The sequence below is a fragment of the Pseudomonas sp. GD03903 genome, from assembly GCF_029840045.1.
In the GTDB taxonomy this organism is placed as follows: domain Bacteria; phylum Pseudomonadota; class Gammaproteobacteria; order Pseudomonadales; family Pseudomonadaceae; genus Pseudomonas; species Pseudomonas pseudonitroreducens.
In genome coordinates this window covers 301,973-325,562 of record NZ_JAOCBT010000003.1, presented here as the reverse complement: position 1 = coordinate 325,562, position 23,590 = coordinate 301,973, and the positions used below count along the sequence as shown (strand labels likewise).

The 23,590-nt window shown below is 64.3% G+C and carries 22 protein-coding genes, 1 tRNA gene and 1 pseudogene; 13 read left to right on the top strand and 11 right to left on the bottom strand.

What is annotated here, in order from left to right; all coding sequences use genetic code 11:
• Nucleotides 1-52: 52 nt before the first annotated feature.
• From secF to queA, 5 genes are all read right to left on the bottom strand, one after another.
• Nucleotides 53-970 carry a protein translocase subunit SecF gene (gene secF, locus N5C91_RS06380; protein ID WP_236174188.1) on the bottom strand — a complete coding sequence of 306 codons (918 nt, stop codon included), beginning with the start codon at nt 968-970 and terminating at the stop codon, nt 53-55.
• Nucleotides 971-980: 10 nt separating this feature from the next.
• Entirely contained in the window at nt 981-2,843 is a 1,863-nt protein-coding gene (secD, locus tag N5C91_RS06375) for a protein translocase subunit SecD (protein ID WP_236174189.1), read from the bottom strand.
• A 64-nt stretch (nt 2,844-2,907) separates the two neighbouring features.
• A complete protein-coding gene (gene yajC, locus N5C91_RS06370; protein WP_024762947.1) occupies nt 2,908-3,249 on the bottom strand; it encodes a preprotein translocase subunit YajC in 342 nt (113 codons plus the stop codon).
• A 38-nt stretch (nt 3,250-3,287) separates the two neighbouring features.
• A complete protein-coding gene (gene tgt, locus N5C91_RS06365; protein ID WP_236174262.1) occupies nt 3,288-4,406 on the bottom strand; it encodes a tRNA guanosine(34) transglycosylase Tgt in 1,119 nt (372 codons plus the stop codon).
• Nucleotides 4,407-4,418: 12 nt separating this feature from the next.
• Nucleotides 4,419-5,462, bottom strand: coding sequence for a tRNA preQ1(34) S-adenosylmethionine ribosyltransferase-isomerase QueA (gene queA / locus N5C91_RS06360; RefSeq protein ID WP_236174190.1), 1,044 nt, complete (start codon nt 5,460-5,462; stop codon nt 4,419-4,421).
• Nucleotides 5,463-5,568: 106 nt separating this feature from the next.
• On the opposite strand from queA, the gene N5C91_RS06355 reads away from it, so the two are divergent.
• A tRNA-Leu gene (locus tag N5C91_RS06355) sits at nt 5,569-5,654 on the top strand.
• Nucleotides 5,655-6,320: 666 nt separating this feature from the next.
• Here N5C91_RS06355 and N5C91_RS06350 read toward each other — a convergent pair.
• Nucleotides 6,321-6,962 (bottom strand): annotated as a pseudogene (locus N5C91_RS06350) (DUF1109 domain-containing protein).
• Nucleotides 6,949-7,539 (bottom strand): sigma-70 family RNA polymerase sigma factor, encoded by a 591-nt coding sequence (locus tag N5C91_RS06345; RefSeq protein WP_236199477.1) that lies wholly within the window; start codon nt 7,537-7,539, stop codon nt 6,949-6,951. The pseudogene N5C91_RS06350 and the gene N5C91_RS06345 overlap by 14 nt, the downstream one beginning before the upstream one ends.
• A 231-nt stretch (nt 7,540-7,770) precedes the next feature.
• Between N5C91_RS06345 and N5C91_RS06340 the strand changes: the two genes are divergently transcribed.
• The 4 genes from N5C91_RS06340 to N5C91_RS06325 are packed head-to-tail and all read left to right on the top strand — an operon-like array spanning nt 7,771 to nt 10,138.
• A complete protein-coding gene (locus N5C91_RS06340; RefSeq protein WP_236174193.1) occupies nt 7,771-8,058 on the top strand; it encodes a DUF2282 domain-containing protein in 288 nt (95 codons plus the stop codon).
• 16 nt (nt 8,059-8,074) lie between these two features.
• Nucleotides 8,075-8,908, top strand: coding sequence for a DUF692 domain-containing protein (locus N5C91_RS06335; RefSeq protein ID WP_279828581.1), 834 nt, complete (start codon nt 8,075-8,077; stop codon nt 8,906-8,908).
• Nucleotides 8,905-9,660, top strand: a complete 756-nt coding sequence (locus tag N5C91_RS06330; protein WP_279828580.1) for a DNA-binding domain-containing protein — start codon at nt 8,905-8,907, stop codon at nt 9,658-9,660. The genes N5C91_RS06335 and N5C91_RS06330 overlap by 4 nt, the downstream gene beginning before the upstream one ends.
• Nucleotides 9,661-9,670: 10 nt before the next feature.
• Nucleotides 9,671-10,138: a DoxX family protein gene (locus N5C91_RS06325; RefSeq protein WP_279828578.1), complete on the top strand. Its 468-nt coding sequence runs from the start codon at nt 9,671-9,673 to the stop codon at nt 10,136-10,138.
• A 58-nt stretch (nt 10,139-10,196) separates the two neighbouring features.
• Here the strand turns inward: N5C91_RS06325 and N5C91_RS06320 are convergent, their stop codons facing one another.
• Entirely contained in the window at nt 10,197-11,765 is a 1,569-nt protein-coding gene (locus N5C91_RS06320; RefSeq protein ID WP_279828576.1) for a cyclic diguanylate phosphodiesterase, read from the bottom strand.
• 161 nt (nt 11,766-11,926) lie between these two features.
• Here N5C91_RS06320 and N5C91_RS06315 point away from each other — a divergent pair, with 161 nt between their 5' ends.
• The gene (locus N5C91_RS06315) at nt 11,927-12,442 is read left to right on the top strand and encodes an RDD family protein (protein WP_236174198.1); all 516 of its coding nucleotides are present in this window, start codon (nt 11,927-11,929) and stop codon (nt 12,440-12,442) included.
• A gap of 123 nt (nt 12,443-12,565) precedes the next feature.
• On the opposite strand, the gene lptG is transcribed toward N5C91_RS06315, so the two are convergent.
• Together lptG and lptF are read right to left on the bottom strand one after the other, a co-directional pair.
• A complete protein-coding gene (lptG, locus tag N5C91_RS06310; protein ID WP_236174199.1) occupies nt 12,566-13,633 on the bottom strand; it encodes an LPS export ABC transporter permease LptG in 1,068 nt (355 codons plus the stop codon).
• On the bottom strand, nt 13,626-14,750 hold the full coding sequence (gene lptF / locus N5C91_RS06305) for an LPS export ABC transporter permease LptF (RefSeq protein WP_236174200.1): 1,125 nt from the start codon (nt 14,748-14,750) through the stop codon (nt 13,626-13,628). The genes lptG and lptF overlap by 8 nt, the downstream gene beginning before the upstream one ends.
• A gap of 190 nt (nt 14,751-14,940) precedes the next feature.
• Between lptF and N5C91_RS06300 the strand changes: the two genes are divergently transcribed.
• The 7 genes from N5C91_RS06300 (at nt 14,941) to N5C91_RS06270 (ending at nt 21,581) form a co-directional block, all read left to right on the top strand.
• Entirely contained in the window at nt 14,941-16,431 is a 1,491-nt protein-coding gene (locus N5C91_RS06300; protein WP_279828573.1) for a leucyl aminopeptidase, read from the top strand.
• Nucleotides 16,432-16,465: 34 nt separating this feature from the next.
• Nucleotides 16,466-16,894, top strand: a complete 429-nt coding sequence (locus N5C91_RS06295; protein ID WP_024762886.1) for a DNA polymerase III subunit chi — start codon at nt 16,466-16,468, stop codon at nt 16,892-16,894.
• Between the two features lie 19 nt (nt 16,895-16,913).
• Nucleotides 16,914-17,285 carry a DNA polymerase III subunit chi gene (locus tag N5C91_RS06290; RefSeq protein WP_279828570.1) on the top strand — a complete coding sequence of 124 codons (372 nt, stop codon included), beginning with the start codon at nt 16,914-16,916 and terminating at the stop codon, nt 17,283-17,285.
• 244 nt (nt 17,286-17,529) lie between these two features.
• Nucleotides 17,530-20,379, top strand: coding sequence for a valine--tRNA ligase (locus N5C91_RS06285; RefSeq protein ID WP_279828569.1), 2,850 nt, complete (start codon nt 17,530-17,532; stop codon nt 20,377-20,379).
• A gap of 53 nt (nt 20,380-20,432) precedes the next feature.
• Nucleotides 20,433-20,891 carry a hypothetical protein gene (locus tag N5C91_RS06280; protein ID WP_279828566.1) on the top strand — a complete coding sequence of 153 codons (459 nt, stop codon included), beginning with the start codon at nt 20,433-20,435 and terminating at the stop codon, nt 20,889-20,891.
• A 53-nt stretch (nt 20,892-20,944) separates the two neighbouring features.
• Entirely contained in the window at nt 20,945-21,235 is a 291-nt protein-coding gene (locus N5C91_RS06275; protein WP_236199466.1) for a nucleotidyltransferase family protein, read from the top strand.
• Nucleotides 21,228-21,581 carry a DUF86 domain-containing protein gene (locus N5C91_RS06270; protein WP_279828565.1) on the top strand — a complete coding sequence of 118 codons (354 nt, stop codon included), beginning with the start codon at nt 21,228-21,230 and terminating at the stop codon, nt 21,579-21,581. Before N5C91_RS06275 ends, N5C91_RS06270 begins: the two co-directional genes overlap by 8 nt.
• Before the next feature lie 88 nt (nt 21,582-21,669).
• On the opposite strand, the gene N5C91_RS06265 is transcribed toward N5C91_RS06270, so the two are convergent.
• The gene (locus tag N5C91_RS06265; protein WP_279828563.1) at nt 21,670-23,574 is read right to left on the bottom strand and encodes a M14 family metallopeptidase; all 1,905 of its coding nucleotides are present in this window, start codon (nt 23,572-23,574) and stop codon (nt 21,670-21,672) included.
• Nucleotides 23,575-23,590: the final 16 nt, after the last annotated feature.

Sequence of the window (23,590 nt, the reverse complement as noted above, 5' to 3'; positions counted from 1 at the left end):
CGAAAACTCCCGCCGAAGCGGGAGTTTTCTCTGGAAGGCCGGAAACGCTCTATTACGGGCGCTCGTCGACTTCCTTGCTCGGCGGAGGAATCAGGTCCTCGCTGGACAGGTTCAGCCAGATCAGCACCACGTTGGCGATGTAGATCGACGAGTAGGTACCCGCCATCACACCGACGAACAGTGCGATGGAGAAGCCGAACAGGTTGTCGCCACCGAAGAACAGCAGCGCAGCGATCGCCAGCAGGGTCGACACCGAAGTGGCGATGGTCCGCAGCAGGGTCTGGCTGGTCGAGATGTTGATGTTCTCGATCAGGCTGGCCTTGCGCAGCACGCGGAAGTTCTCGCGCACCCGGTCGAAGATCACGATGGTGTCGTTCAGCGAGTAGCCCACCACCGCCAGCACCGCGGCCAGCACGGTCAGGTCGAAGGTGATCTGGAAGAACGACAGCACGCCCATCACGATGATGGCGTCGTGGATCAGCGAGAGGATCGCCCCCAGGGCGAACTTCCACTGGAAGCGGAAGCCCACGTACAACAGGATGCCGCCCAGCGCCAGGAGCATGCCGAGGCCGCCCTGGTCGCGCAGCTCTTCACCCACCTGCGGGCCCACGTACTCGACGCCGTTGACCTTGGCGGGGTTGGAGGCATCCGCCTTCTGCAGCGCAGCGGCGACCTTCTTGCCCAGCTCCGGGTCTTCGCTGGGCATGCGCACCAGCACGTCGCGGGTATCGCCGAAGCTCTGTACCACGGCCTCGCTGTAACCGGCGGCGACCAGTTGCTCGCGCACCTTGGAGAGGTCGGCAGGCTGCTCGTAGTTCAGCTTGATCGACGTACCGCCGGTGAAGTCCAGGCCGAAGTTGATACCTTTGAAGACCCAGCTGCCGAGGGCGATCAGGGTCAGGATCAGGGTCGCGGCGAACGCAATGTTGCGCACGCCCATGAAGTTGATAGTACCGATCTTGATATTCATCTCTGGCCCCTTAGATCCACAGCTTCTTAACGTCGCGGCCGCCGTAGATCAGGTTCACCATTGCGCGGGTGACCAGAATGGCAGTGAACATCGAGGTGAGAATACCCAGGGACATGGTCACGGCGAAGCCCTTCACCGGGCCGGTGCCCATGGCGTAGAGGATGCCGCCGACCAGCAGCGAGGTCAGGTTGGCGTCGATGATCGCGGTGAAGGCCCGGTTGAAGCCCTCATGGATCGCCCGCTGCGTCGACATGCCCGCCGCCAGTTCCTCGCGTATCCGCGAGAAGATCAGCACGTTGGCGTCCACCGCCATACCCATGGTCAGCACGATACCGGCGATACCCGGGAGGGTCAGGGTCGCACCGAGGATCGACATCAGCGCCACCAGCATGACCATGTTGAAGGCCAGGGCGACGGTGGCGATCACGCCGAAGAAGCGGTAGATGACGATGATGAACAGGGAAACGAAGACCATGCCCCAGAGGGATGCATCGATACCCTTGGCGATGTTGTCCGCACCCAGGCTCGGGCCGATGGTGCGTTCTTCGGCGAAGTACATCGGCGCAGCCAGGCCACCGGCGCGCAGCAGCAGGGCCAGTTCCGAAGACTCGCCCGGAGCGTCCAGGCCGGTGATGCGGAACTGGTTGCCCAGCGGCGACTGGATGGTCGCCAGGCTGATGATCTGCTTCTCTTCCTTGAACGCCTGAACAGCGACTTCCTGCTCGACGCCATCGACGACCTGCTTGGTGTAACGGGTGATCGGCTTCTGCTCGATGAACACAACGGCCATGCTGCGGCCGACGTTGTTGCGGGTCGCGCGGTTCATCAGCTCGCCGCCGTGGCCATCCAGGCGGATGTTCACTTGCGGACGACCGTTCTCGTCGAAGCTGGCGCTGGCGTCGGTGACCTGGTCACCGGTGATGATCACGCCACGCTCCAGGGTCGCCGGCGGACGACGCGGCTCGCGGAAATCGAAGGTTTCAGTGGAGGACTTGATCGCATCCGGCTCGGCGGCCAGGCGGAACTCAAGGTTCGCAGTCTTGCCGAGGATACGCTTGGCTTCGGCGGTGTCCTGTACGCCCGGCAGCTCGACCACGATGCGGTTGGCGCCCTGGCGCTGTACCAGCGGCTCGGAGACGCCCAGCTCGTTCACGCGGTTGCGGACGGTGGTGAGGTTCTGCTTGATCGAGTATTCGCGGATTTCGGCCAGCTTGGTGGCGGTCATGGCCAGGCGCAGGACCTGCATGCCATTGCGCTCGCTCTGGGCGGTTTCGAAATCGCGGAAATCCTTGGCGATGATCGACTTGGCCTTGTCCAGGTCGGCTTCTTCGGTGAAGCCCAGCTGGATGCCGCCGTCCTGTACCGGCAGGCTGCGGTAGCGCACGCGCTCTTTACGCAGGGCGCTCTTGACCTCGTTCTCGTACACCTTCATACGAGCGTCGACAGCTTTCTCCATGTCCACTTCCAGCAGGAAGTGCACACCACCGGAAAGGTCGAGACCCAGCTTCATCGGGTGGGCGGCGATGTTGCGCAGCCAGTTCGGCGTGGTCTGGGCCAGGTTCAGGGCGACTACGTAGTCGTCACCCAGCGCGCGGCGGACGATGTCCTTGGCCGGCAGTTGGTCTTCCTGCTTGGCCAGGCGGATCAGGCCGCTGTTCTTGCCCAGCGAGCCTGCCTTGACAGCGATGCCGGCATCGGCAAGCGCCTTGCTGGCCTTGTCCACGTCGGCCTGGGTGACCTGCAGCGCAGTGCTCGCGCCGCTGATCTGGACGGCCGGATCGTCAGGATAGAGGTTGGGCGCGGAGTAGATGAAACCGACGGCCAGGACCGCCAGGATCAGCAGATACTTCCACAGGGGATACTTGTTGAGCATGACACCGCCCGTTATGACGCGGGGCGCATCTTGCGCCCCGTCGGTTGGGTTTCTAAGAGGTGGATCAGATCGCCTTCAGGGTGCCTTTCGGCAGGGTCGCGGCGATCGCGGCCTTCTGGAACTTCAGCTCGACGTTGTCGGAAACCTCGACGACGACGAAGTCATCGGCCACTTTGGTCACCTTGCCGGCGATACCGGCGGAAGTGACGACTTCATCGCCCTTCTGCAGGCCGGACAGCAGGTTCTTGTGCTCCTTGGAGCGCTTGGCCTGGGGACGCCAGATCATCAGGTAGAAGATGACCAGGAAACCGACCAGGAAAATCCACTCGAAGCCAGTGCCGGCCGGGCCAGCAGCGGCGGCGGGGGCTGCGGCGTCAGCGTAGGCAGCGGGAATCAGAAAACTCATTGGAAACTCCTGTCTCAAAGCTTTTTCGATGAATAAGGTCAGTCCGCCAGCGGCGGCACGGGAAGGCCGCGCTTGGCGTAGAAGGCGTCGACAAAGTTCGCCAATGTACCCTGTTGGATTGCCTCGCGCAAACCAGCCATAAGCCGCTGATAATGCCGCAAGTTGTGGATGGTATTGAGCATGCTGCCGAGCATTTCGCCGCACTTGTCCAGGTGGTAGAGGTAGGCGCGGGAGAAGTGCTTGCAGGTGTAGCAATCGCAGGTCGGGTCCAGCGGAGATTCGTCGTGCTTGTGCACCGCGTTGCGGATCTTGATCACCCCGGTGTCAACGAAAAGGTGGCCATTGCGCGCATTGCGGGTGGGCATGACGCAATCGAACATGTCGACGCCCCGGCGCACACCTTCCACGAGGTCTTCGGGTTTGCCCACACCCATCAGGTAACGAGGTTTGTCAGCCGGCATGTGCTGGGGCAGGAAGTCCAGCACGCGGATCATTTCTTCCTTGGGCTCGCCTACCGACAGGCCGCCAATCGCCAGGCCGTCGAAACCAATTTCCTGCAGGCCGTCCAGCGAGCGCATGCGCAGTTCTTCGTGCATGCCACCCTGGACGATGCCGAAGAGTGCCGAGGGGCTGTCGCCGTGGGCGACTTTCGAGCGCTTGGCCCAGCGCAGCGACAGCTCCATGGAGCGCTTGGCCACGTCGAATTCCGCCGGGTACGGGGTGCACTCGTCGAAGATCATCACGATGTCCGAGCCCAGCGCACGCTGCACCGCCATGGACTCTTCCGGGCCCATGAAGACCTTGGCGCCGTCCACCGGGGAGGCGAAGTACACGCCCTCCTCCTTGATCTTGCGCAGCGCGCCCAGGCTGAACACCTGGAAGCCGCCCGAATCGGTGAGGATCGGCCCTTTCCACTGCATGAAGTCATGCAGGTCGCCGTGCTTCTGGATCACTTCGGTGCCCGGGCGCAGCCACAGGTGGAAGGTATTGCCGAGGATGATCTGCGCGCCGATGCCCTCGATGTCATGCGGGAGCATGCCCTTCACGGTGCCGTAGGTGCCCACCGGCATGAACGCCGGGGTTTCCACCACACCGCGGGGGAAAGTCAGGCGGCCGCGGCGGGCCTTGCCCTCGGTGGCCAGCAGTTCGAATTTCATGAAGCTCATGGATCAGTCCTCGGGGCCGCGCGGTGCCGGGTTGCGGGTAATGAACATGGCATCGCCGTAGCTGAAGAAGCGATAGCCCTGCTCCACTGCCGCCGCATAGGCAGCCATGGTCTCGGGGTAGCCGGCGAAGGCGGAGACCAGCATCAGCAGGGTGGATTCGGGCAGGTGGAAATTGGTCACCAGGGCGTCGACCACGTGGAACGGCCGCCCGGGGAAGATAAAGATATCGGTGTCGCCGCTGAACGGCTTGAGCACGCCATCGCGAGCCGCGCTTTCCAGCGAACGCACGCTGGTGGTGCCGACGGCGACTACCCGGCCGCCGCGCGCCTTGCAGGCGGCCACGGCGTCGACCACGTCCTGGCTGACTTCCAGCCACTCATTGTGCATGTGGTGGTCTTCGATGCGCTCCACGCGCACCGGCTGGAAGGTCCCGGCGCCGACGTGCAGGGTGACGAACGCGGTATCCACGCCCTTGGCGCGGATCGACTCCAGCAGCGCTTCGTCGAAGTGCAGCCCGGCAGTCGGCGCGGCCACCGCGCCCGCACGCTCGGCATAGACAGTCTGGTAGCGCTCGCGGTCGGCGTCTTCATCCGGACGGTCTATATAAGGCGGCAGCGGCATGTGGCCGACGCGCTCCAGCAGCGGCAGCACGTCCTCGCTGAAGCCCAGTTCGAACAGCGCATCGTGGCGCTGCAGCATCTCGGCTTCGCCACCGCCGTCGATGAGGATCTTCGAACCCGGCTTGGGCGATTTGCTGGAGCGCACATGAGCCAGCACGCGATGGCTGTCCAGCACGCGCTCGACAAGGATTTCCAGCTTGCCGCCGGAAGCCTTCTGGCCGAACAGGCGGGCAGGAATCACCCGGGTGTTGTTGAACACCATCAGGTCGCCCGGCTTGAGGAAGCCGAGGATGTCGGCGAATTGCCGATGGCTGAGCTCGCCGCTCGGTCCGTCCAGCACCAGCAGGCGGCTGCCGCGGCGTTCAGGGAGCGGATGGCGGGCGATCAACGCCTCGGGCAGGTCGAAATGAAAGTCAGCGACACGCATGGGAAGAGCTATCTCGAAGGGGCGCGTATCTTACTGGAAATGCCAAATTCTGACCATTCGAGCCGATTGACCGGCGCAGAGCGTCTCCCTATACTGCCGCGCCATTGCCTCGGTGGCGGAATGGTAGACGCGGCGGATTCAAAATCCGTTTCTGGCGACAGAGTGAGAGTTCGAGTCTCTCCCGGGGCACCACCACATAGTTTCAGGACTTCCCAAGAAATCCCGAAACCCACGAAGAACCGGCCCTCTGGCCGGTTTTTTGTTGCCTGCGATTCTCCTCGCAAGTGGCTCGACTGGAGCCGTACAGGGCGATCAAGGCGGGCCTCCTCGCAATCAGCGCAGCCCAGGACGACCGAAGACTTCCCAGCCCGGTGGCCTCTGGCGCCCCTCCAGGGAACGTAGCGGCACTTGCCCCCCTCTGTTCGGCGCAGCGGACCAGCCCGGAAACCCCTGGCTCGCACGACCGTTCCAGACGCTTGCGACGACCTGTTCCAGGATGCCTCGGCGCAAGGCCGGCGTGGTTCCGGCCAGCAAAAAAGGCGCCTCGCAGCGCCTTGGGGTGGCGCTAGTAGCACGGCAAGCTCAGCAGCATCACAGCGAGGATGCGCAGCAGCACCAGGCAGACCGACCAATAACAGTGTTGATTCATTGCGAGAACTCCTGAGTAAGGGAGCTCTACTGAACCAATACTGAAGCCTCCAGAAAGACGCTTTCCCGCCATAAAAGCGACGGAAAAAACTGTCGACCCGATGGGACAGGAAAATCAGCGACAGCGATGGCTTCAGCAGCCATTCAATCGGCGTCGGCCCACAGCCTGATGATCAGCGTGCGCGTGGAGCACACAGGCGTTGGCCTCGACTACCAGCGCAGCAGGCGTGGTCCGAGCAGCGCGCCCAGCACGCTGGGCACCAGCATGCCGAGCAGATACCAGACGCCTCAGAAAGAAACGCCCATTTCCGGGCAGTGCAGGCAATAGGCCAGGGTCGCGGTGGCGCCAGCCAGCAATCCTCCTGCTGCCCCCGCCAGGCGCAGGCGCGTCGGGGCAAGGCCGCGCAACGCCCAGAACACCGAGATAAATGCCGGCACCGAGAGCAGCGCAATGTTCAGCGCGCAGGTGCGCCAGGTCTTGCCCAGGATCAGGCCTGCGCGCGCCTCGACGGGCACTCCTGCCAATTCCAGGGCGCCACCGAGCCAGACCGCCAGCACTGGCAACCCCAGCAGCACCCATGCCGCTCCCCCACTGACGCCTGGTCGTGCCAGGCGACTGCTCAGCCATAATGCAAGCGGCGCCAGGCTGCCCGGGAGTGCGACCTTGGCCCAGAACAACGGTGTGCGCGAGACTTCAGCCAGATCAGGCCGAACCCCAAACAGCGCAGCCATCAGCAGCAGCGCGCCCAGACCTCCGGCGAATAGCGCGATCGCCAGGCGCCTGCCCAGAACTCGCCGATCCACCGCGCTTTCGCCGGCGCTCAGCAGGTCGATCAGTTCATTGGTCTTCATCGCTTCGCCTTCCTCGAATCATATTCGCCAGGACCTTCAGCCCACGGTGAATGCCCACTTTCACGGCGGAACTGGAAAGCCCGGTCAGGCTCGCGGTCTCTTCCACCGACAGGCCTTCGAGCTTCACATGGACTATTGGCAGGCGCTGCTTGTCGGGTAGCTGCAGCAGCAGCTTGCCGAGATCGCGGCGGGCCTGGGCGGGCTCGTCATCTTCGCCGATGAGCAGTTCCGCGGCGTCGTCCTGCAAGGGATCATGCAGCGCCTCTCGACGGGCGAACGCGCGGAAATGGTCCGCCAGCTTGTAGCGCGCAATCGCTTGCACCCAGGCCGTCAGCGGCTGATCGGCGCGGTAGGTGTGGCGGGCGTTGTGCACCGCCAGCAGGACCTCCTGCAACAGGTCCTCGACCTCGCCAGGGCGCTGGCTCAGGCGCCGGCGCAAGAAGGCACGCAGATGCGTGCCCAGTGCGCTGAGAAAGTCACGGTACGCCGCGTTGTCACCGTCCATGCCGCGCAGCAGCAACGCCTGCAGCTGCGCTTCACGCGCAATCAACACATCCTGACTGGTAGTTCGCTGCATCGGCCGTCCTGGTTACACCGCGGCTGGATTTTTCCCACGGCTCGCTGCTGTTTCCGGCGCGCCGCCGGCCCCACAGGAAAAACAGACCGTCGTTCAATACGTTAGGGCCGCGGCGAAGAATTCTCAAAATTTTTTCGCACGGCTGTAACCGGATCAGCGCTCCCGGCGAACTACCCATCAAGCCGTCGGAAAGTCCTCCGCGGCCCTCAACCGAACTGGAGCAACCGCACCATGAAAACCCTGACCCTGACTACCGCCGCCATTGCCCTCGCCGCCATCACCAGCGCAGCCCTGGCCGACGACATGAACACCAAGGCCGGCAATGGCGCCGCCATGGAGAAATGCTACGGCGTGGCCATGGCAGGCAAGAACGACTGCAAGGCGGGCGCGGGCACCACCTGTGCAGGCAGTGCCAAGAAGGACTATGACGGCATGCACTGGAAGAACGTCCCGGCCGGCACCTGCACCTCGATCAAGACGCCCCACGGCATGGGCTCGCTGACCCCGAGCAAGGCCTGAGCCCAGGCCGCCGACCATGAACGCACATACTCGACTGGGCGCAGGCCTTGGGCTGAAGGCCGAGCACTACGCGGACGCTCTTGCCTGCACTGCCCAGGGACTCTGGTTTGAAGTCCACCCGGAGAACTACATGGTCGGCGGCCCCCGCCTCGCCTGGCTGCAGCGCATAGCGGAACGGCATCCGCTGACACTCCACGGAGTATCGCTATCCCTGGCCGCGGACTCGGCTCCGGACCCAGCACACCTGCATCGGTTGCGCGCGCTGGTCGAGCGTGTGCAACCGGAACTGATCTCGGAGCACCTGGCCTGGTCCACCTGGCGTGGCCAGTATTTGCCGGACCTGCTGCCCTTCCCGCGCAGCCATGCCGCCCTGGCGCGCATAGCCGAGAATATCCAGCGCACCCAGGAAGCCCTGGGGCGACGCATCGCCATCGAGAACCCCAGCCACTACGTACGCCTCGAGGGCCATGACTGGGGCGAAATAGAGTTCCTCACCGAACTGGCGCTGCGGACTGGCTGTGGCCTGTTGCTCGATATCAACAACGTGCATGTCAGCGCGCACAATCTCGGCTTTGACGCGCACGACTATCTCGCTGGTTTCCCTGCCGCGGCCATCCTCGAGATCCACCTGGCCGGACACAGCCATGACGCAGGCGGCGAGCTGCTGATCGACTCCCACGACGCGCCCATCGCTGAGCCGGTGTGGGCCCTGTACCAGCGCCTGATCCAGCGTATCGGGCCAAGGCCGACGCTGATCGAGCGCGACGATCACCTTCCGGCCTTTGCCGACCTGCTGGCCGAACGCGACATCGCCCAGGCAACCCTGAACCTGGCCGAGGTGACCGCATGAAGACCTCTCTGGGCGCCTTCCAGGACGCGTTCGTCGCGGCGCTCTACCAGCGCCCGGCCCCGGAACTGCAGGCGGTCACCACGCAGGCCGCTTTCCAGGTGTACCGCAACACTGTCCTCAAGGGTTGCGTCGACGCCCTGTGCGCCAACTTCCCCAGCGTCGAGCGCCTGGTCGGTAGCGACTGGATGCGCGCCGTTGCGGCCTTGTACACCGGCGAAATGCCGCCGAGCGACGCTCGCCTGGTGCTCTACGGTGAACGCTTCGCGGACTTCCTCGATGCCTGCGAGCCAGCACGCGCGTTTCCCTACCTGGGCGACGTAGCGCGCCTGGACAGGCTCTGGACCGAGGCATTCACCGCGCATCAGGACGCACTGCTGGACTTGGCCAGCCTGGCCGGCATGACCGCCTCGGACCTCGCCACCTGCCAGCTGGAGCCGCGCGCCAGCGTGCGCTGGCGCTGGTTTGCTGAACAACCGATCCGCAGCCTCTGGCACTACAACCGTGAAGCGCTGCCAATGCCCGATGCGCTGCCCTGGCACGGCGAAGGCGTCCTGCTGGTCGGCCATGCCGAAGGTGTCGACTGGCAGCCCCTGGAGCTCGGCGGCTGCGTCTTCCTCGACGCCTGCGCGGAGGGGAACAGCCTCGATCGCGCGTCAACGCTGGCACTTGCCACACAGCCCGATCTGGATTTCAGCGTGCTGCTGGGCCGCCTGCTGGCCGCCGGCGTTTTTCGTCCCGTCACCCTCGCTTAAGGAGGACATCATGGACCTTGCCCATGGCACCACCCCCACCACCGGCCTGCGCCACGGCTGGAATCGCCTTGCGGACTTGCTGCAGCGCCTTCTGGGCGACTCTTTTTTGTACCTGGTGGCGCGCGTCGGGATTGCCGCGATCTTCTTTCTCTCCGGGCGCACCAAGGTGGAGGGACTCCTGACCATCACCCCGGGCACCTACGAACTGTTCCAGACCGAGTACATGCTGCCCCTGGTGCCACCGTACATCGCCGCACACCTGGCCACCTATGCAGAGCATTTCTTCCCAATCCTGCTGGTGCTCGGGCTGTTCACTCGCCTTTCGGCGCTGGCACTGCTGGGCATGACCACGGTGATCGAGGTGTTCGTCTACCCCGACGCCTGGCCGACACACTTGTCCTGGGCCGGCTTGCTTCTGCTGCTGATCGGTCGCGGCGCGGGTGCCTGGTCGCTGGATCGGCTGTTCAGGATTCGCTGAGGACCTGACACGCAACGCGTGGTGCAGCGCTCACCCTGACGGCTGCACCACGACGAATTCATTGGCGAGCTTGCGGCGCCGCAGCCACGCCATGCCGCTCCTGCAGTGCTGCGACGAACGCTGCCAGCGGCATCGGTCGGTCGAACAGATAGCCCTGCAGCACCTCGACGCCGCGGGAGGCCAGGTAAGCCTGCTGCTCCACGGTCTCCACCCCCTCGGCAATGATCATCAGGTCCAGCTTGCCGCAGAGTTCGACGATGCTGTCGAGGACGTGCGAGGACAGCGCGTCCACACCGATCATCGCGACGAAGCTCTTGTCGATCTTCAGCGCATCCACCTTGAAGCGGTGCAGGTAGGCCAGGCTCGAGTTGCCGGTTCCGAAGTCGTCGATCGCCAGCTTGACGCCCAATCCGTGCAACTTGTCGAACAACTCGTCCGTCACCTCGCTGGAGACGATCAGCTCGCGCTCCGTCAGCTCCAGGGTCAGCTCCGGGCGATGGGGCAGGAAGCGCGCCTGGAAGTCCCGGCAATCGTCGAACAGCCCCGGCTCCGTACAGTGCCGGGCGCTGATGTTGAAGCCCAGGTGAAAGCCCTGGCCGAGCAATTTTGCGTGCGGCGCCAGGCCGTCGGCGACCTGGTGGAACAGTTCGCGGGTCATCGCCACGATCAACCCGGAGCGCTCGGCCATGGGGATGAACAGGTCGGGGCCGACCATGCCTTCACGCGGGTGAATCCAGCGCATCAGCACTTCGGCACCGATCCAGTGACCGTCCCGGGCATCGACCAGGGGTTGCAGATAGGGGACGAACTCCCCGGCGAGCAAGGCGCGCTCGAGCTCCAGGCTCGGCGTCGCCGAACGCCCCCAGAGCCAGTAGCACGCCATGCCCGACACTCCGCCGAGCATCAGCATCAGCGTTACCAGCGGCAGCGAATCCTCGCGGATGTGCCGCCACTGCGCGCCTTTCGGAAAGCCGCCGATGACCTTGTAGGGAAACTGCCCGGACGCCAGTTCGACATGCCCAAGAGGCAGGGACGCCGGTTCACCGTCGAACACCCGCCCCTCTTCGTCCATCCACTGCCTGCCAACCTGCAGCTGCAGGTCGCTGCGCTGATCGACCAGTTGCAGGGTATTGCTCAGGTAGCGCCCATCGACGGTCGCCAGTGCCGCCTTGTTGCCCTGCACCCGGCGCAGGATCAGCAAGGCATAGTTCGGCGTCACCGAATTGCCCGCCATCATCCGCAACTGCCCATTCACATAGAGGCTGGGGTCGAGGCGCTCATCGAACTCGCCGAACAGCGAGGTGCAATAGATGTCGTTGTCGTGGGTCAGGTTGACCGAACGGACGAACGGCACCACGGCGACCTGCTCGCGGAGCACCCAGGTGGCGTCTTCGCAGGATTCGTCAGCGTGCAACAGCGCTGCCCGGGCAGCTGCCGTGGCGTTGCCGAGCATCACATCGAACAGGCGCACAGCCTCGTTCGACGCCGCACTTGCCTCGCTGCTCAGGCTGCGCAGGGCCTGCCAATAGATGATGGCGCTGCCCAGCAACAGCGGCAGCAGTGCCATGGAAAGGGAAAAGACCAGACGGGGCAGCAGCCGGCGCCGGGTATAGCTGCGTAGCGGCATCCTTGTTCCTTGCTCGACAGCGTCGCGACCTGCGACGCATTGCCACTCCCCCACGGGTAGCGACGTGCCTTGAGCTTAGAACAGCCTGCGCCACAGAACGCTGCACGGCGGAATCCGTATAATCCCGGCCCCATCCATCCTGATCGCCACAGAAGATGCCCATGCCCAAGCCGCAGCAGCTCCAGCCCACCGGAGACTTTCCGCCCGCCACGCTCGTCCGTCGCTTTGCCGCGATGTTCTACGACTTCCTGCTTTGCGTGGCCTTGCTGATGGTAGTGACGCTGGTCTACCAGCAAGGTTTCCTGCGCCTGATCTATGGCAGCGAGAAACTCCGCATGCTGGCCGACCAGGGTGCCCTGACCGGCGACCCGCTGCTGTCCAGCCTGCTGTTCATCAGCGTATTCGCCTTCTTCGCGAAGTTCTGGACCCACAGTGGCCAGACCCTCGGCATGCAGGTCTGGGGCATTCGCGTGCAGAACGCCAACGGCACGCGCATCACCCTGATGCAGGCGCTGCTGCGCTTCGTCATTGCCATCGCGTCCTGGGGCTGCGCCGGCCTTGGCTTCCTCTGGATGCTCTGGGACAAGGACAAGCGCACCTGGCAGGACCGCTACTCGGAAAGCGTGGTGATCCAGATTCCCAAGGCGGTGCGCAAGGCAACCCAGGGCCGCGGCTGATTCCCGCGCACAAAAAAGCCGGCGATTGCCGGCTTTTTGCTTTTGCTCTCTGTAGGAGCGAGCTTGCTCGCGCGCCCCCACTCGGTGGCAAGAGGTTCGCGAGCAAGCTCGCTGCTACAGGGTTTATCCGGCCCGCTTCAACAGCAAGGTGCCGAGGAAGGCGCAGATCGCTGCCGGCACCAGCACCGCCAGCAGCGGCGGGAAGTTGAACACCTGGCTCGACGGGCCGAGCAGGTCCTGCGCGATGCGGAAGGTGAAGCCCACCAGCACACCGGTAAATACCCGCTGGCCGAGGGTCACGCTACGCAGCGGACCGAAGATGAACGAGATCGCCATCAAGACCAGGGCGGCCGTCACCAGCGGCTGCAGGATCTTGGTCCAGAACGCCAGCCAGTAGCGGTTGGAGCTCAGGCCCTGGTCCTGCAGATAATGGATGTAGCTCCACAGGCCGGTGATCGACAGCGCTTCCGGCTCCATCACCACGGTATTGAGCAGTTGCGGGCTGAGCTGGATGTTCCAGGTCTCGCTGGGCGAGCTCACCACCTCACTGCGCTTCTCCGCGGCATGCAGCACGCTGGTGGTCACGTCCTGCAGTTGCCACTGGTTGTTCTCGAAGACCGCCTGGCGGGCGAAGCTCGCGGTCTGCAGGCGACGGTTGTCGTCGAAGTTGTAGCGGGTCACGCCCAGCAGCACGCCGTCCGGGCGTACCACGTTGATGTGGATGAACTCGTGCCCCTGGCGGTGCCAGAGCCCCGACTTGGAGCTCTGCGAGCCGTTGCCGCTCTGGGCCAGCGCGCGGCCGCTCTGGGCAGCGGTTTCGGTGTAGGGAATCACGTACTCGCCGACCAGGATGCCGGCGAACATCAGCACCAGCATCGGTTTCATCACTGCCCAGACGATGCGCTGCAGCGACACGCCAGCGGCGCGCATGATGGTCAGTTCGCTGTTGCTGGCCAGGGTGCCCAGGCCCACCAGGCAGCCGATCAGCGCCGCCATGGGGAGCATGTCGTAGGCCCGGCTCGGCCCCGTGAGCAATACGAACTTGAGGGCCTCGGTCAGCGTATAGCTGTCATCGATCTGCCCCAACTGGTCGACGAAGGCGAACAGTTCGGCCAGGCCGAGGATTACCCCGAGGACCGCGAGAATGGAAACGAAGACGGTTGTGCCGATGTAACGATCCAGCTTACGCATGCTTCAGCTCCCCGCCCGATTTCGCTCGTTTGGCGGCCAGCTTCAGGCGCAACGGCTCCCAGTACAGCAACAACAGGCCGATGCCCAGGAATATCCCGTGGATCCACCACAGGCCAAGGGCCATGGGGATCTTGCCCTTGTCGAGCATGCCGCGCCCGGCGATCAGCAGGGCCAGGTAGGCCATGTACAGCAGCACCGCCGGCAGCAGCTTGAGGAAGCGGCCCTGGCGCGGGTTGACGCGCGACAGCGGCACCGCCAGCACAGTCACCACGAACACCAGCAGCGGAATGGACAGGCGCCACTGCAGCTCGGACTTCATGCGCGGGTCATCGCTGCCCAGCAGGTCGGAGGTGGGAATGGCATCGCGGTCGTCGATCTCGCTGCTCACTTCCGGCTTGGGCAGCAAGGCAGCGTAGGTGTCGTACTTGATCTCGCGGTAATCGGCCTGGCCAGGCGTGCCGTCGTAACGGTAACCGTCCTTGAGGATCAGGTAACGGCTGCCATCGCCGTGGATTTCCTGCACACCGGTGGCGCCGACCAGCACCGAGGTGCCGCCGTCCTTGCCGTTGCGCGGGCGGTTCTTGTCGGAGATGAACACCCCGCCCAGCTCCGTGCGTTCGTTGGCCAGGGTCTCGGTATAGGTCACCCGCGTGCCGTCGCGCATCGACTGGAAGCGTCCCGGTGCCAGGGTGTCGAATTCGGTCATCGCATCCTGCTTGTTCAGCAGCAGCTGCATCTGGGTAATGCCCTGGGGCGCCAGCCACAGGCTCAGCCAGGCCACCAGCAGGGCGATGAACAGCGCCGGCGCCAGGGTGATGGCGAGCAGGCGCTGCTGGCTCATGCCGGTGGCGGTAAGCACGGTCATCTCGCTGTCGAGGTACAGGCGGCCATAGGCCAGCAGGATGCCGAGGAACAGGCCCAACGGCAGGATCAGCTGCAGGAAGCCCGGCAGGCGTACCCCCATGATCATGAACAGCGAGCCCGGATCAAGCAGGCCCTGGGCCGCCTGTGCCAGGTATTTGATGAAACGGCCGCTCATGATGATGACCAGCAGCACGGCGCTCACCGCGCTCATGGTGATCAGCACTTCACGGGACAGGTAACGGAAGACAATCAAACCGGACACTCCAGGGTTGTCACGCTCAGGCGGCTACGCTCAAACTAGCCGCCGTGAAGCATTGCCGGGTGCGCGCGGACGCGACCCAGCGCAAATAGCCGGCATTATCCTGCGATTCGCCAGGCCTGTCACTGCGCAGTCCATCTTCATTCGCAGACCCTTCTGCTCTTTGTCCCGGGGACACTCAGCCATGGAATTCCTTGTAAAAAGCGTACGTCCGGAAACCCTGAAGACCGCCACCCTGGTCATCGCCGTGGGCGAAGGCCGCAAGCTCGGCGCCAGCGCCAAGGCCGTCGACGAAGCCACCGGCGGTGCCATCGCCAACCTGCTAAAGCGCGGCGATCTGGCAGGCAAGGTGGGCCAGACTCTACTGTTGCAAGATTTACCCAACCTTAAGGCCGAGCGCGTCCTGCTGGTCGGCGCCGGCAAAGAGCGCGAACTCTCCGACCGCGCCTACCGCAAACTGGTTTCCGCCGTCCTTAACAATCTGAAGAACCTCGGTGGCGCCGACGCCGTCCTGGCCCTGGGCGACCTGGCCGTGAAAGGCCGCACTGCCCACGGCAAGGCCCGCCTGCAGGTGGAAACCCTGGCCGACGGCACCTACGTCTTCGACCGCTTCAAGAGCCAGAAGGCCGAAGCGCCGAAGCTGAAGAAAATCACCCTGCTCGCCGACAAGACCGACGCCGCCGCCGTCGAACAGGGCGCCAAGGAAGCCCAGGCCATCGCCAACGGCATGGCCCTGACCCGCGACCTGGGCAACCTGCCGCCGAACCTCTGCCACCCGACCTTCCTCGGCGAGCAGGCCAAGGCGCTGGGCAAGGAATACAAGGGCCTGAAAGTCGAAGTCCTCGACGAGAAGAAACTCCGTGAACTGGGCATGGGCTCCTTCCTCGCCGTCGCCCAGGGCAGCGACCAGCCACCGCGCCTGATCGTGCTGCAGTACAACGGCGCGAAGAAGAAGGACGAGGCCCCGCACGTCCTGGTCGGCAAGGGCATCACCTTCGACACCGGCGGCATCAGCCTCAAGCCCGGCCTGGGCATGGACGAGATGAAGTTCGACATGTGCGGCGCCGCCTCCGTGTTCGGCACCTTCCGCGCCGTGCTGGAGCTGCAGCTGCCGATCAACCTGGTCGGCGTGATGGCCTGCGCCGAGAACATGCCCAGCGGCGGCGCTACCCGTCCGGGCGACATCGTCACCACCATGAGCGGGCAGACCGTCGAGATCCTCAACACCGACGCCGAAGGCCGCCTGGTGCTGTGCGACGCGCTGACCTACGTCGAGCGCTTCAAGCCGCAATCCGTGGTGGACATCGCCACCCTGACCGGCGCCTGCATCGTCGCCCTGGGCTCCAATACTTCGGGCCTGATGGGTAACAACGACGCGCTGATCAAGCAACTGCTCAAGGCCGGCGAAGTCGCCGACGACCGTGCATGGCAACTGCCGCTGTTCGACGAGTACCAGGAGCAACTCGACAGTCCCTTCGCCGACATCGCCAACATCGGCGGGCCGAAGGCCGGCACCATCACCGCCGGCTGCTTCCTGTCGCGCTTCGCGAAGAAGTTCCACTGGGCGCACCTGGACATCGCCGGCACCGCCTGGATCAGCGGTGGCAAGGACAAAGGCGCCACTGGCCGCCCGGTTCCGCTGCTGACCCAGTACCTGCTGGACCGCGCCAAGTAATGGCACAGTGCAATCTGCCGATGGGATCGAACGCATGACGCGTGTGGATTTCTATGTCATTCCCAGCGCCGATCCCGACGCACGCCTGACCATCGCCTGCCGCCTCGCCGAAAAGGCCTGGCGGCAAGGCATGCGCATCTTCGTGCTGTGCAGCGACGAGGCCCAGCGCGATGCGCTGGATGCCCGGCTGTGGAACTTCCGTGGGGAAACCTTCATCCCACACAACGCGGTGGAAGAAGACGCCGACTCGCCCATCGTGCTGGCCCTGGGCGAGCCGCCGGAGAGCCACCGGGACCTGCTGATCAACCTGACCCTGGCCATTCCCGCCTTCGTCGACCGCTTCAACCGGGTCGCCGAACTGGTGATCGAGGAACCGGCGATTCGTCAGGCCGCGCGGGAGAATTTCCGCCGTTACCGCGAGCAGGGCTATCCTTTGCAGGACCACCGCCTGCCACGCCCTTGAGAACGCACCCGCCAAGACCATGGACAGCCGTAAGCCCCCGCACGACCCCGACCACCTGCTGGAAGACCTGAAGAAGATCCAGGACCTGCTGGACGAGACGGGGGCCGAGCCGCCCCTGCTCACCGAATCCTTCGAGCCGGACAACATTCCGCTGCTCTCCGATGTCGTCACGCCCGCGCCCCTGGCGCAGGAACCCACCACTGCCCTGCCCGCCGCGACCGCGACCGCGACCGCGACCAGCGAGCTGAACCGCCTGGACCTGGAGCTGCGCGCGGCGGCCCAGTTGATCCTGCAGGATGTCATCGACGACTTCGCCCCGCAGATCGAAGCCGAACTGCAGCGCCGCCTGGAAGCGCGGATGCAGCGCCTGCTGGCCCAGCGCAAGCCCTGAACGTAGGGCGTATAACGCTCCGCGTTGTACGCCGATTGGCCTGCCCCCCCCTCCCCCTTGCAGGAACGAGCTTGCTCGCGAACGCTTCATGCCCGAACCATCAGGCGTCAGGCGAGTTCGCGAGCCAGCTCGCTCCTGCATGCCCCTTTGGGCGCATGGCCATCCACGCCGGTGGCCTGAGCGCCCTGCCTCCCGTTATACTCAGCGGTTTTCCGTCTAGCCTTATCAGGGTCCCGCCGCGCTCATGGACAAGACCTACCAGCCCCACGCCATCGAATCCCACTGGTATCCCCTGTGGGAGAAAGAGAACTACTTCGCCCCGCAAGGTTCCGGCGAGCCGTACACCATCATGATCCCGCCGCCGAACGTCACCGGCAGCCTGCACATGGGTCACGGCTTCAACAACGCCATCATGGACGCGCTGATCCGCTACCGCCGCATGCAGGGCCGCAACACCCTGTGGCAGCCGGGTACCGACCACGCCGGCATCGCCACCCAGATGGTGGTGGAGCGCCAGCTGGCCGCGCAGGGCATCGCCCGTCATGACCTGGGCCGCGAGAAGTTCCTGGAGAAGGTCTGGGAATGGAAGGACCAGTCCGGCGGCACCATCACCCGCCAGATTCGTCGCCTGGGCTCCTCCGTGGACTGGTCGCGCGAGCGCTTCACCATGGACGACGGCCTCTCCGAAGCGGTCAAGGAAGCCTTCGTGCGCCTGCACGAGGACGGCCTGATCTACCGCGGCAAGCGCCTGGTCAACTGGGACACCAAGTTCCACACCGCCATTTCCGACCTGGAAGTGGAGAACCACGACGAGAAGGGCCACCTCTGGCACCTGCGCTACCCGCTGGCCGACGGCAACCAGACCGCCGACGGCAAGGACCACCTGATCGTCGCCACCACCCGTCCGGAAACCATGCTGGGTGACAGCGCGGTCGCCGTGCACCCGGAAGACGAGCGCTACGCCGCTCTGATCGGCACCTTCATCGACCTGCCGCTGGTGGGCCGGCGCATCCCGATCATCGCCGACGACTACGTCGACCGCGAGTTCGGCACCGGCTGCGTGAAGATCACCCCGGCCCACGACTTCAACGACTATGAAGTCGGCAAGCGCCACAGCCTGCCGCTGATCAACATCTTCGACAAGAACGCCGCCGTGCTCGGCACCGCCCAGGTGTTCCAGCTCGACGGCAGCGTCAACGCCGAGTTCGACGCCAGCCTGCCCGCCGCCTACGCCGGCCTCGACCGCTTCGTCGCACGCAAGCAGATCGTCGCCGACTTCGAAGCCGCCGGCCTGCTCGAGAAGATCGACGACCACGCGCTGAAAGTGCCCAAGGGCGACCGCTCCGGCACCGTCATCGAACCGTGGCTGACCGACCAGTGGTACGTCTCCACCAAGCCGCTGGCCGAACCGGCCATTGCCGCCGTGGAAGACGGCCGCATCCAGTTCGTGCCCAAGCAGTACGAAAACATGTACTTCAGCTGGATGCGCGACATCCAGGACTGGTGCATCAGCCGTCAGCTGTGGTGGGGCCACCGCATCCCCGCCTGGTACGACGATGCCGGCAACGTCTACGTCGGCCGCAACGAAGCCGAAGTGCGCGCCAAGCACAACCTGGGCGACGCCAACCTGCGCCAGGACGAAGACGTACTGGACACCTGGTTCAGCTCGGGCCTGTGGACCTTCTCCACCCTCGGCTGGCCGGAACAGACCGAGTACCTGAAGACCTTCCACCCCACCGACGTGCTGGTGACCGGCTTCGACATCATCTTCTTCTGGGTTGCGCGCATGATCATGCTGACCATGCACCTGATCAAGAATGGCGATGGTACCGCGCAGATCCCGTTCAAGACCGTCTACGTCCACGGTCTGGTGCGCGACGGTCAGGGCCAGAAGATGTCCAAGTCCAAGGGCAACGTCCTCGACCCGCTGGATATCGTCGACGGCATCACCCTCGACGAACTGCTGGAGAAACGCACCAGCGGCATGATGCAGCCCAAGCTCGCCGAGAAGATCGCCAAGCAGACGAAAGCCGAGTTCCCCGAAGGCATTGCCAGCTACGGCACCGACGCCCTGCGCTTCACCTTCTGCTCGCTGGCTTCCACCGGTCGTGACATCAAGTTCGACATGGGTCGCGTCGAGGGCTACCGCAACTTCTGCAACAAGCTGTGGAACGCCGCCAACTTCGTCATCGAGAACACCGATGGCAAGGACACCGGCGTGAATGGCGAGCCGGTCGAGCTGTCCTCGGTGGACCGCTGGATCATCTCCGCCCTGCAGCGCACCGAGATCGAAGTCGCCCGTCAGCTCGACGCCTTCCGCTTCGACCTCGCCACCCAGGCGCTCTACGAGTTCATCTGGGACGAGTACTGCGCCTGGTACCTGGAACTGGTCAAGCCGGTGCTGTGGGACGAGAACGCCCCCATCGAACGCCAGCGCGGCACCCGTCGCACCCTGGCGCGCGTGCTGGAAACCGCGCTGCGCCTGGCGCACCCGTTCATGCCGTTCATCACCGAGGAAATCTGGCAGCGCATCAAGGGCGCCGCGGCGAAGACCGGTGACACCCTGATGCTGCAACCCTGGCCGATCGCCGACGAGGCGAAGATCGACGCCGCCGCCGAAGGCGACATCGAGTGGGTCAAGGCGCTGATGCTGGGCATCCGCCAGATCCGTGGCGAGATGAACATCTCCATGGCCAAGCGCATCGACCTGGTGCTGAACAATGCATCGCCCGAAGACCACCGCCGCCTGGCCGACAACGAGCCGCTGCTGATGAAGCTGGCCAAGCTCGAGACCATCCGCGTGCTGGACGAAGGCGAAGAGCCGCCGATGTCCGCCACCGCGCTGGTCGGCGACCTGCAGGTGCTGGTGCCGATGGCCGGCCTGATCGACAAGGCTGCCGAAATGGCGCGCCTGGACAAGGAAATCCAGCGCCTGGAGGGCGAAGTCAAACGCGTGGGCGGCAAGCTCGCCAACGAAGGCTTCGTCGCCAAAGCCCCGCCGGAAGTGATCGAGAAGGAACGCGCCAAGCTGGCCGAGGCCGAACAGGCCGTGACCAACCTGGTTCAGCAGCGCGAGAAGATCGCCAGTCTGTAAGTGCTACCGAAAGGCCCGCCGCGTGCGGGCCTTTTGCTTTTCAGGGATAGAGAATGACCATCTCGCTGCGCTTCGAATCCATCCTCCGCGCCGACTCCGAACTGGCCTGGCGCTGGATCACCGATGTGCGTTGCCTGCGGGACGAGATGCGCCCGCTGCTGTGGATGAGCATCCCCCGTGGCATCAACAACCTCGAAGACCTGCAGATTGAGCCCGGCAAACCGCTGTTCACCAGTTGGCTCTGGCTGCTGGGCGTGATCCCCCTGGGCACCTCGCACCTGACCTTGCGCGAACTGCGCAGCGGTCAAGGCTTCATCGAGGAATCGCCCATGACCGGCATGCGCCTGTGGCGCCACGAGCGCACGCTGGAGCCTTGTGCGCAGGGTACGCGGGTAGTCGACCAGCTCACCGTCGAGCCGATTTTCGCCGCCCCCGTGGTGAAAGGCTTCCTGCGCCTCTTCTTCGCCAGCCGGCACCGCTCCCTGCGCCGCCGGGCCGCGCGACTGCCCTGAAAAGCAAGGGGCTATGCTACCTTCAGAGCAACATCCACATACGCAAAAGCCTAATGAACCGTGACCGCACCCTGAACCTGCTGGAAAAGTGCAAGCCAGAGCTGGGGAAACGCTTTGGCGTCGTACGATTGGCCTTGTTCGGTTCCACTGTGCGCGATGATGCAAGGCCGGACAGTGATGTGGATATTCTGGTGGCCTTCGATGGTCCCGCCACCTCGGAAAGATACTTTGGCGTGCAGTTCTACCTCGAAGACCTATTGGGCAGCAGCGTCGACCTGGTGACTGAAAAGGCCCTGCGTCCGGAACTGAAGCCTTTTATCGAGGCGGAGGCGATGAATGTCTGAGCGGCCGGAGAGGGTCTGGTACTTTTACCTCGACGACATGATTGGCTGCTCGGAAAAAGTGCTCGCGTACTGTGCAGGACTGGACCAACAAACGTTCAGCGACAACTCGCTGGTCTATGACGCAACGGTACGCAATCTGGAAATAATCGGCGAAGCAGCAACCCGCATACCCGAAGAAGTACGCCAGGCAAATCAGCAAGTGCCGTGGCGCATGCTGGTCGCCACTCGCAATCGCCTGATACACGGGTATCTGGGTATCGACAACGATACCCTGTGGAGCATCATCCGCGACGAAGTTCCGAAGCTGCTGGTGCAATTGCAGGAGCTACGCCAGCGACAGCCTTGAGCCAGCATTGGATGAGCAAGCCTGCTCGCGAACCGCCCAAACCGCCGAGCAAGAGCGTTCGCGAGCAAGCTCGCTCCTACAGGTATCGTCAGTACACCGTCCCTACCGGGTACACGTAGGCATTCACGTCATAGAACGGCGTACGCTGGTAGAACCACTGCAGGCGGGCCTGGGCGTCCTTGGCGAAGGCCTTGTCGTCCTTGAGCTTCTTCTCGAACTCGGCCTTCAGCTTCGGATCCTCGGCGAGCATCTTCCGCGCCATCGGCTCCATCACGTACTCCTCCGGCTCCTCGGCCACCACCAGGGTCGAGTTGAAGAAGCCCCAGGACCAGAACGAGTCCGGGCTTTCCGCCGTCAGCAGGTTGACCGCCAGCACACCCAGCGGCTGGTCGGTGTCGATCACCACCGAACCGGCAGGATAGGTCTGCAGGCGCTGGAACGGCTTGCCACTGCCACTCACCAGCAGGTGCCCCTCATAGCCGGGAATCTCGTTGGCGGCGGCGCGGTCGGGCTCGAAGCCGCCGGCCAGCTTGATGTCGTCCATGCGGAACAGGGTCACCTCGATCGGCGTGGCCTTGTCCAGGGTCTTCATCTGGATGCCATGGGACTTCAGGCGCGCGATCACCTCGCTCCACTGCACCGGCACCACATACTGCTTCGGCCGCTTCACCACCAGGTCCGGCACCGAGTTGTCGCTGATCGGCACGTTGAGCTGCTTGGGCTTGTTGCTCCAGACGATGGTCTTCTTCCCGGTGATCGGTGACTCCTCGTAGCGGTAGTCACCCACGATGAACGGCGTGTGCTGTTCCTTGCCGGGCTTCCAGGTGAGGGTCACCTCTTTCTGCGCGGCCAGGCGCTCGCGGTCCTTGGCGATGGCCTGCTTGAGCGATTCGGCGTTGTCGCCGATCACCTGGAACATCGCCTTGAGCATCACGTAGTTGCCCAGTACCTGGGTTTCATAGGGATGCAGCGCGTGCTGTTCGATGAGGATCGAGGGCACGTTGCGGATGTCGCCGTACTGGTTGGAGAACCGCGCCAGGTCGGTGCGATAGGGGTAGTAACCCTTGGTCGGGTCCTGGTTGTCGTTGAAGCTGATGCACTCGTGGACCACGTGGCCGTCGCCTTCCAGCTCCTTGTACACCGGCGGGCGCATGACCTTGTCCATCCACTCGCTGGAGGCCGGCGACCAGCCGTTGCCGTTGTGGCAATAGGAGCTGTCGTAGGGGTACATGGCGCCGTCGGTGGAATGGGTATCGGCGAAGAAGCTCAGGTCGTACTGGTTGAACACCGCGGCGACGTTGCGGATTTCCGCGCTGTCGAGCTTGGTGAAGTCGCGGTTGAGGTTGTAGTTCAGGCCGTTGACCCGCCAGCCGGTGACTTCCGGGCCGTTCTGGTTGATCCGCCCGTAGGGGCTGCGGCGCAAGTCGCCGTCAATGTTCACGGTGGGAATGAAGAGGATGTTGACCTTGTCCAGCAGGCCAGCCAGCGGCTTGTCGCCGGTGGTCATGTCGCGCAGCAGCATGAACATGGCGTCCTTGCCGTTGGCTTCGCCGGGGTGGATTTCCGCCTCGACGAAAATGGTCGGCTTGCCGGACTTGTTCAGCCCCGCCGCCGACTTGTCCGCCTCCCGGCTGGCGGTGACCAGCAGCATCGGCTCGCCGGTGGCGCTGTTCTCCGGCAGGTCGCTGAGGCTGATGGCGCCCCCGGAGGCATCGGCCAGCTTCTGCAGCCAGGCGCGGGTCTGGTGGTAATCGGAGGTTTCCTTGAAGCCGCTGGATTCGGCCAGGGTGATCAGCGGGTTGTCCGCCTTGGCAATGTATTTCGTACTGGCGAGCTTCTGCTCGAACATCGCGGGGAGGATACGGGTCTTGGCCGCGGCGCTGTAACCGCTGTCATCGACATACCCCGGCGCCGAAGGCAGGGCGGCACACAGGGGCAGGCTGGCGGTGGTGAACAGGCCGGCGAGCAAGGCTCGGGACGAGAGGTGGTGCATGGGAGGCTCTCCTTTT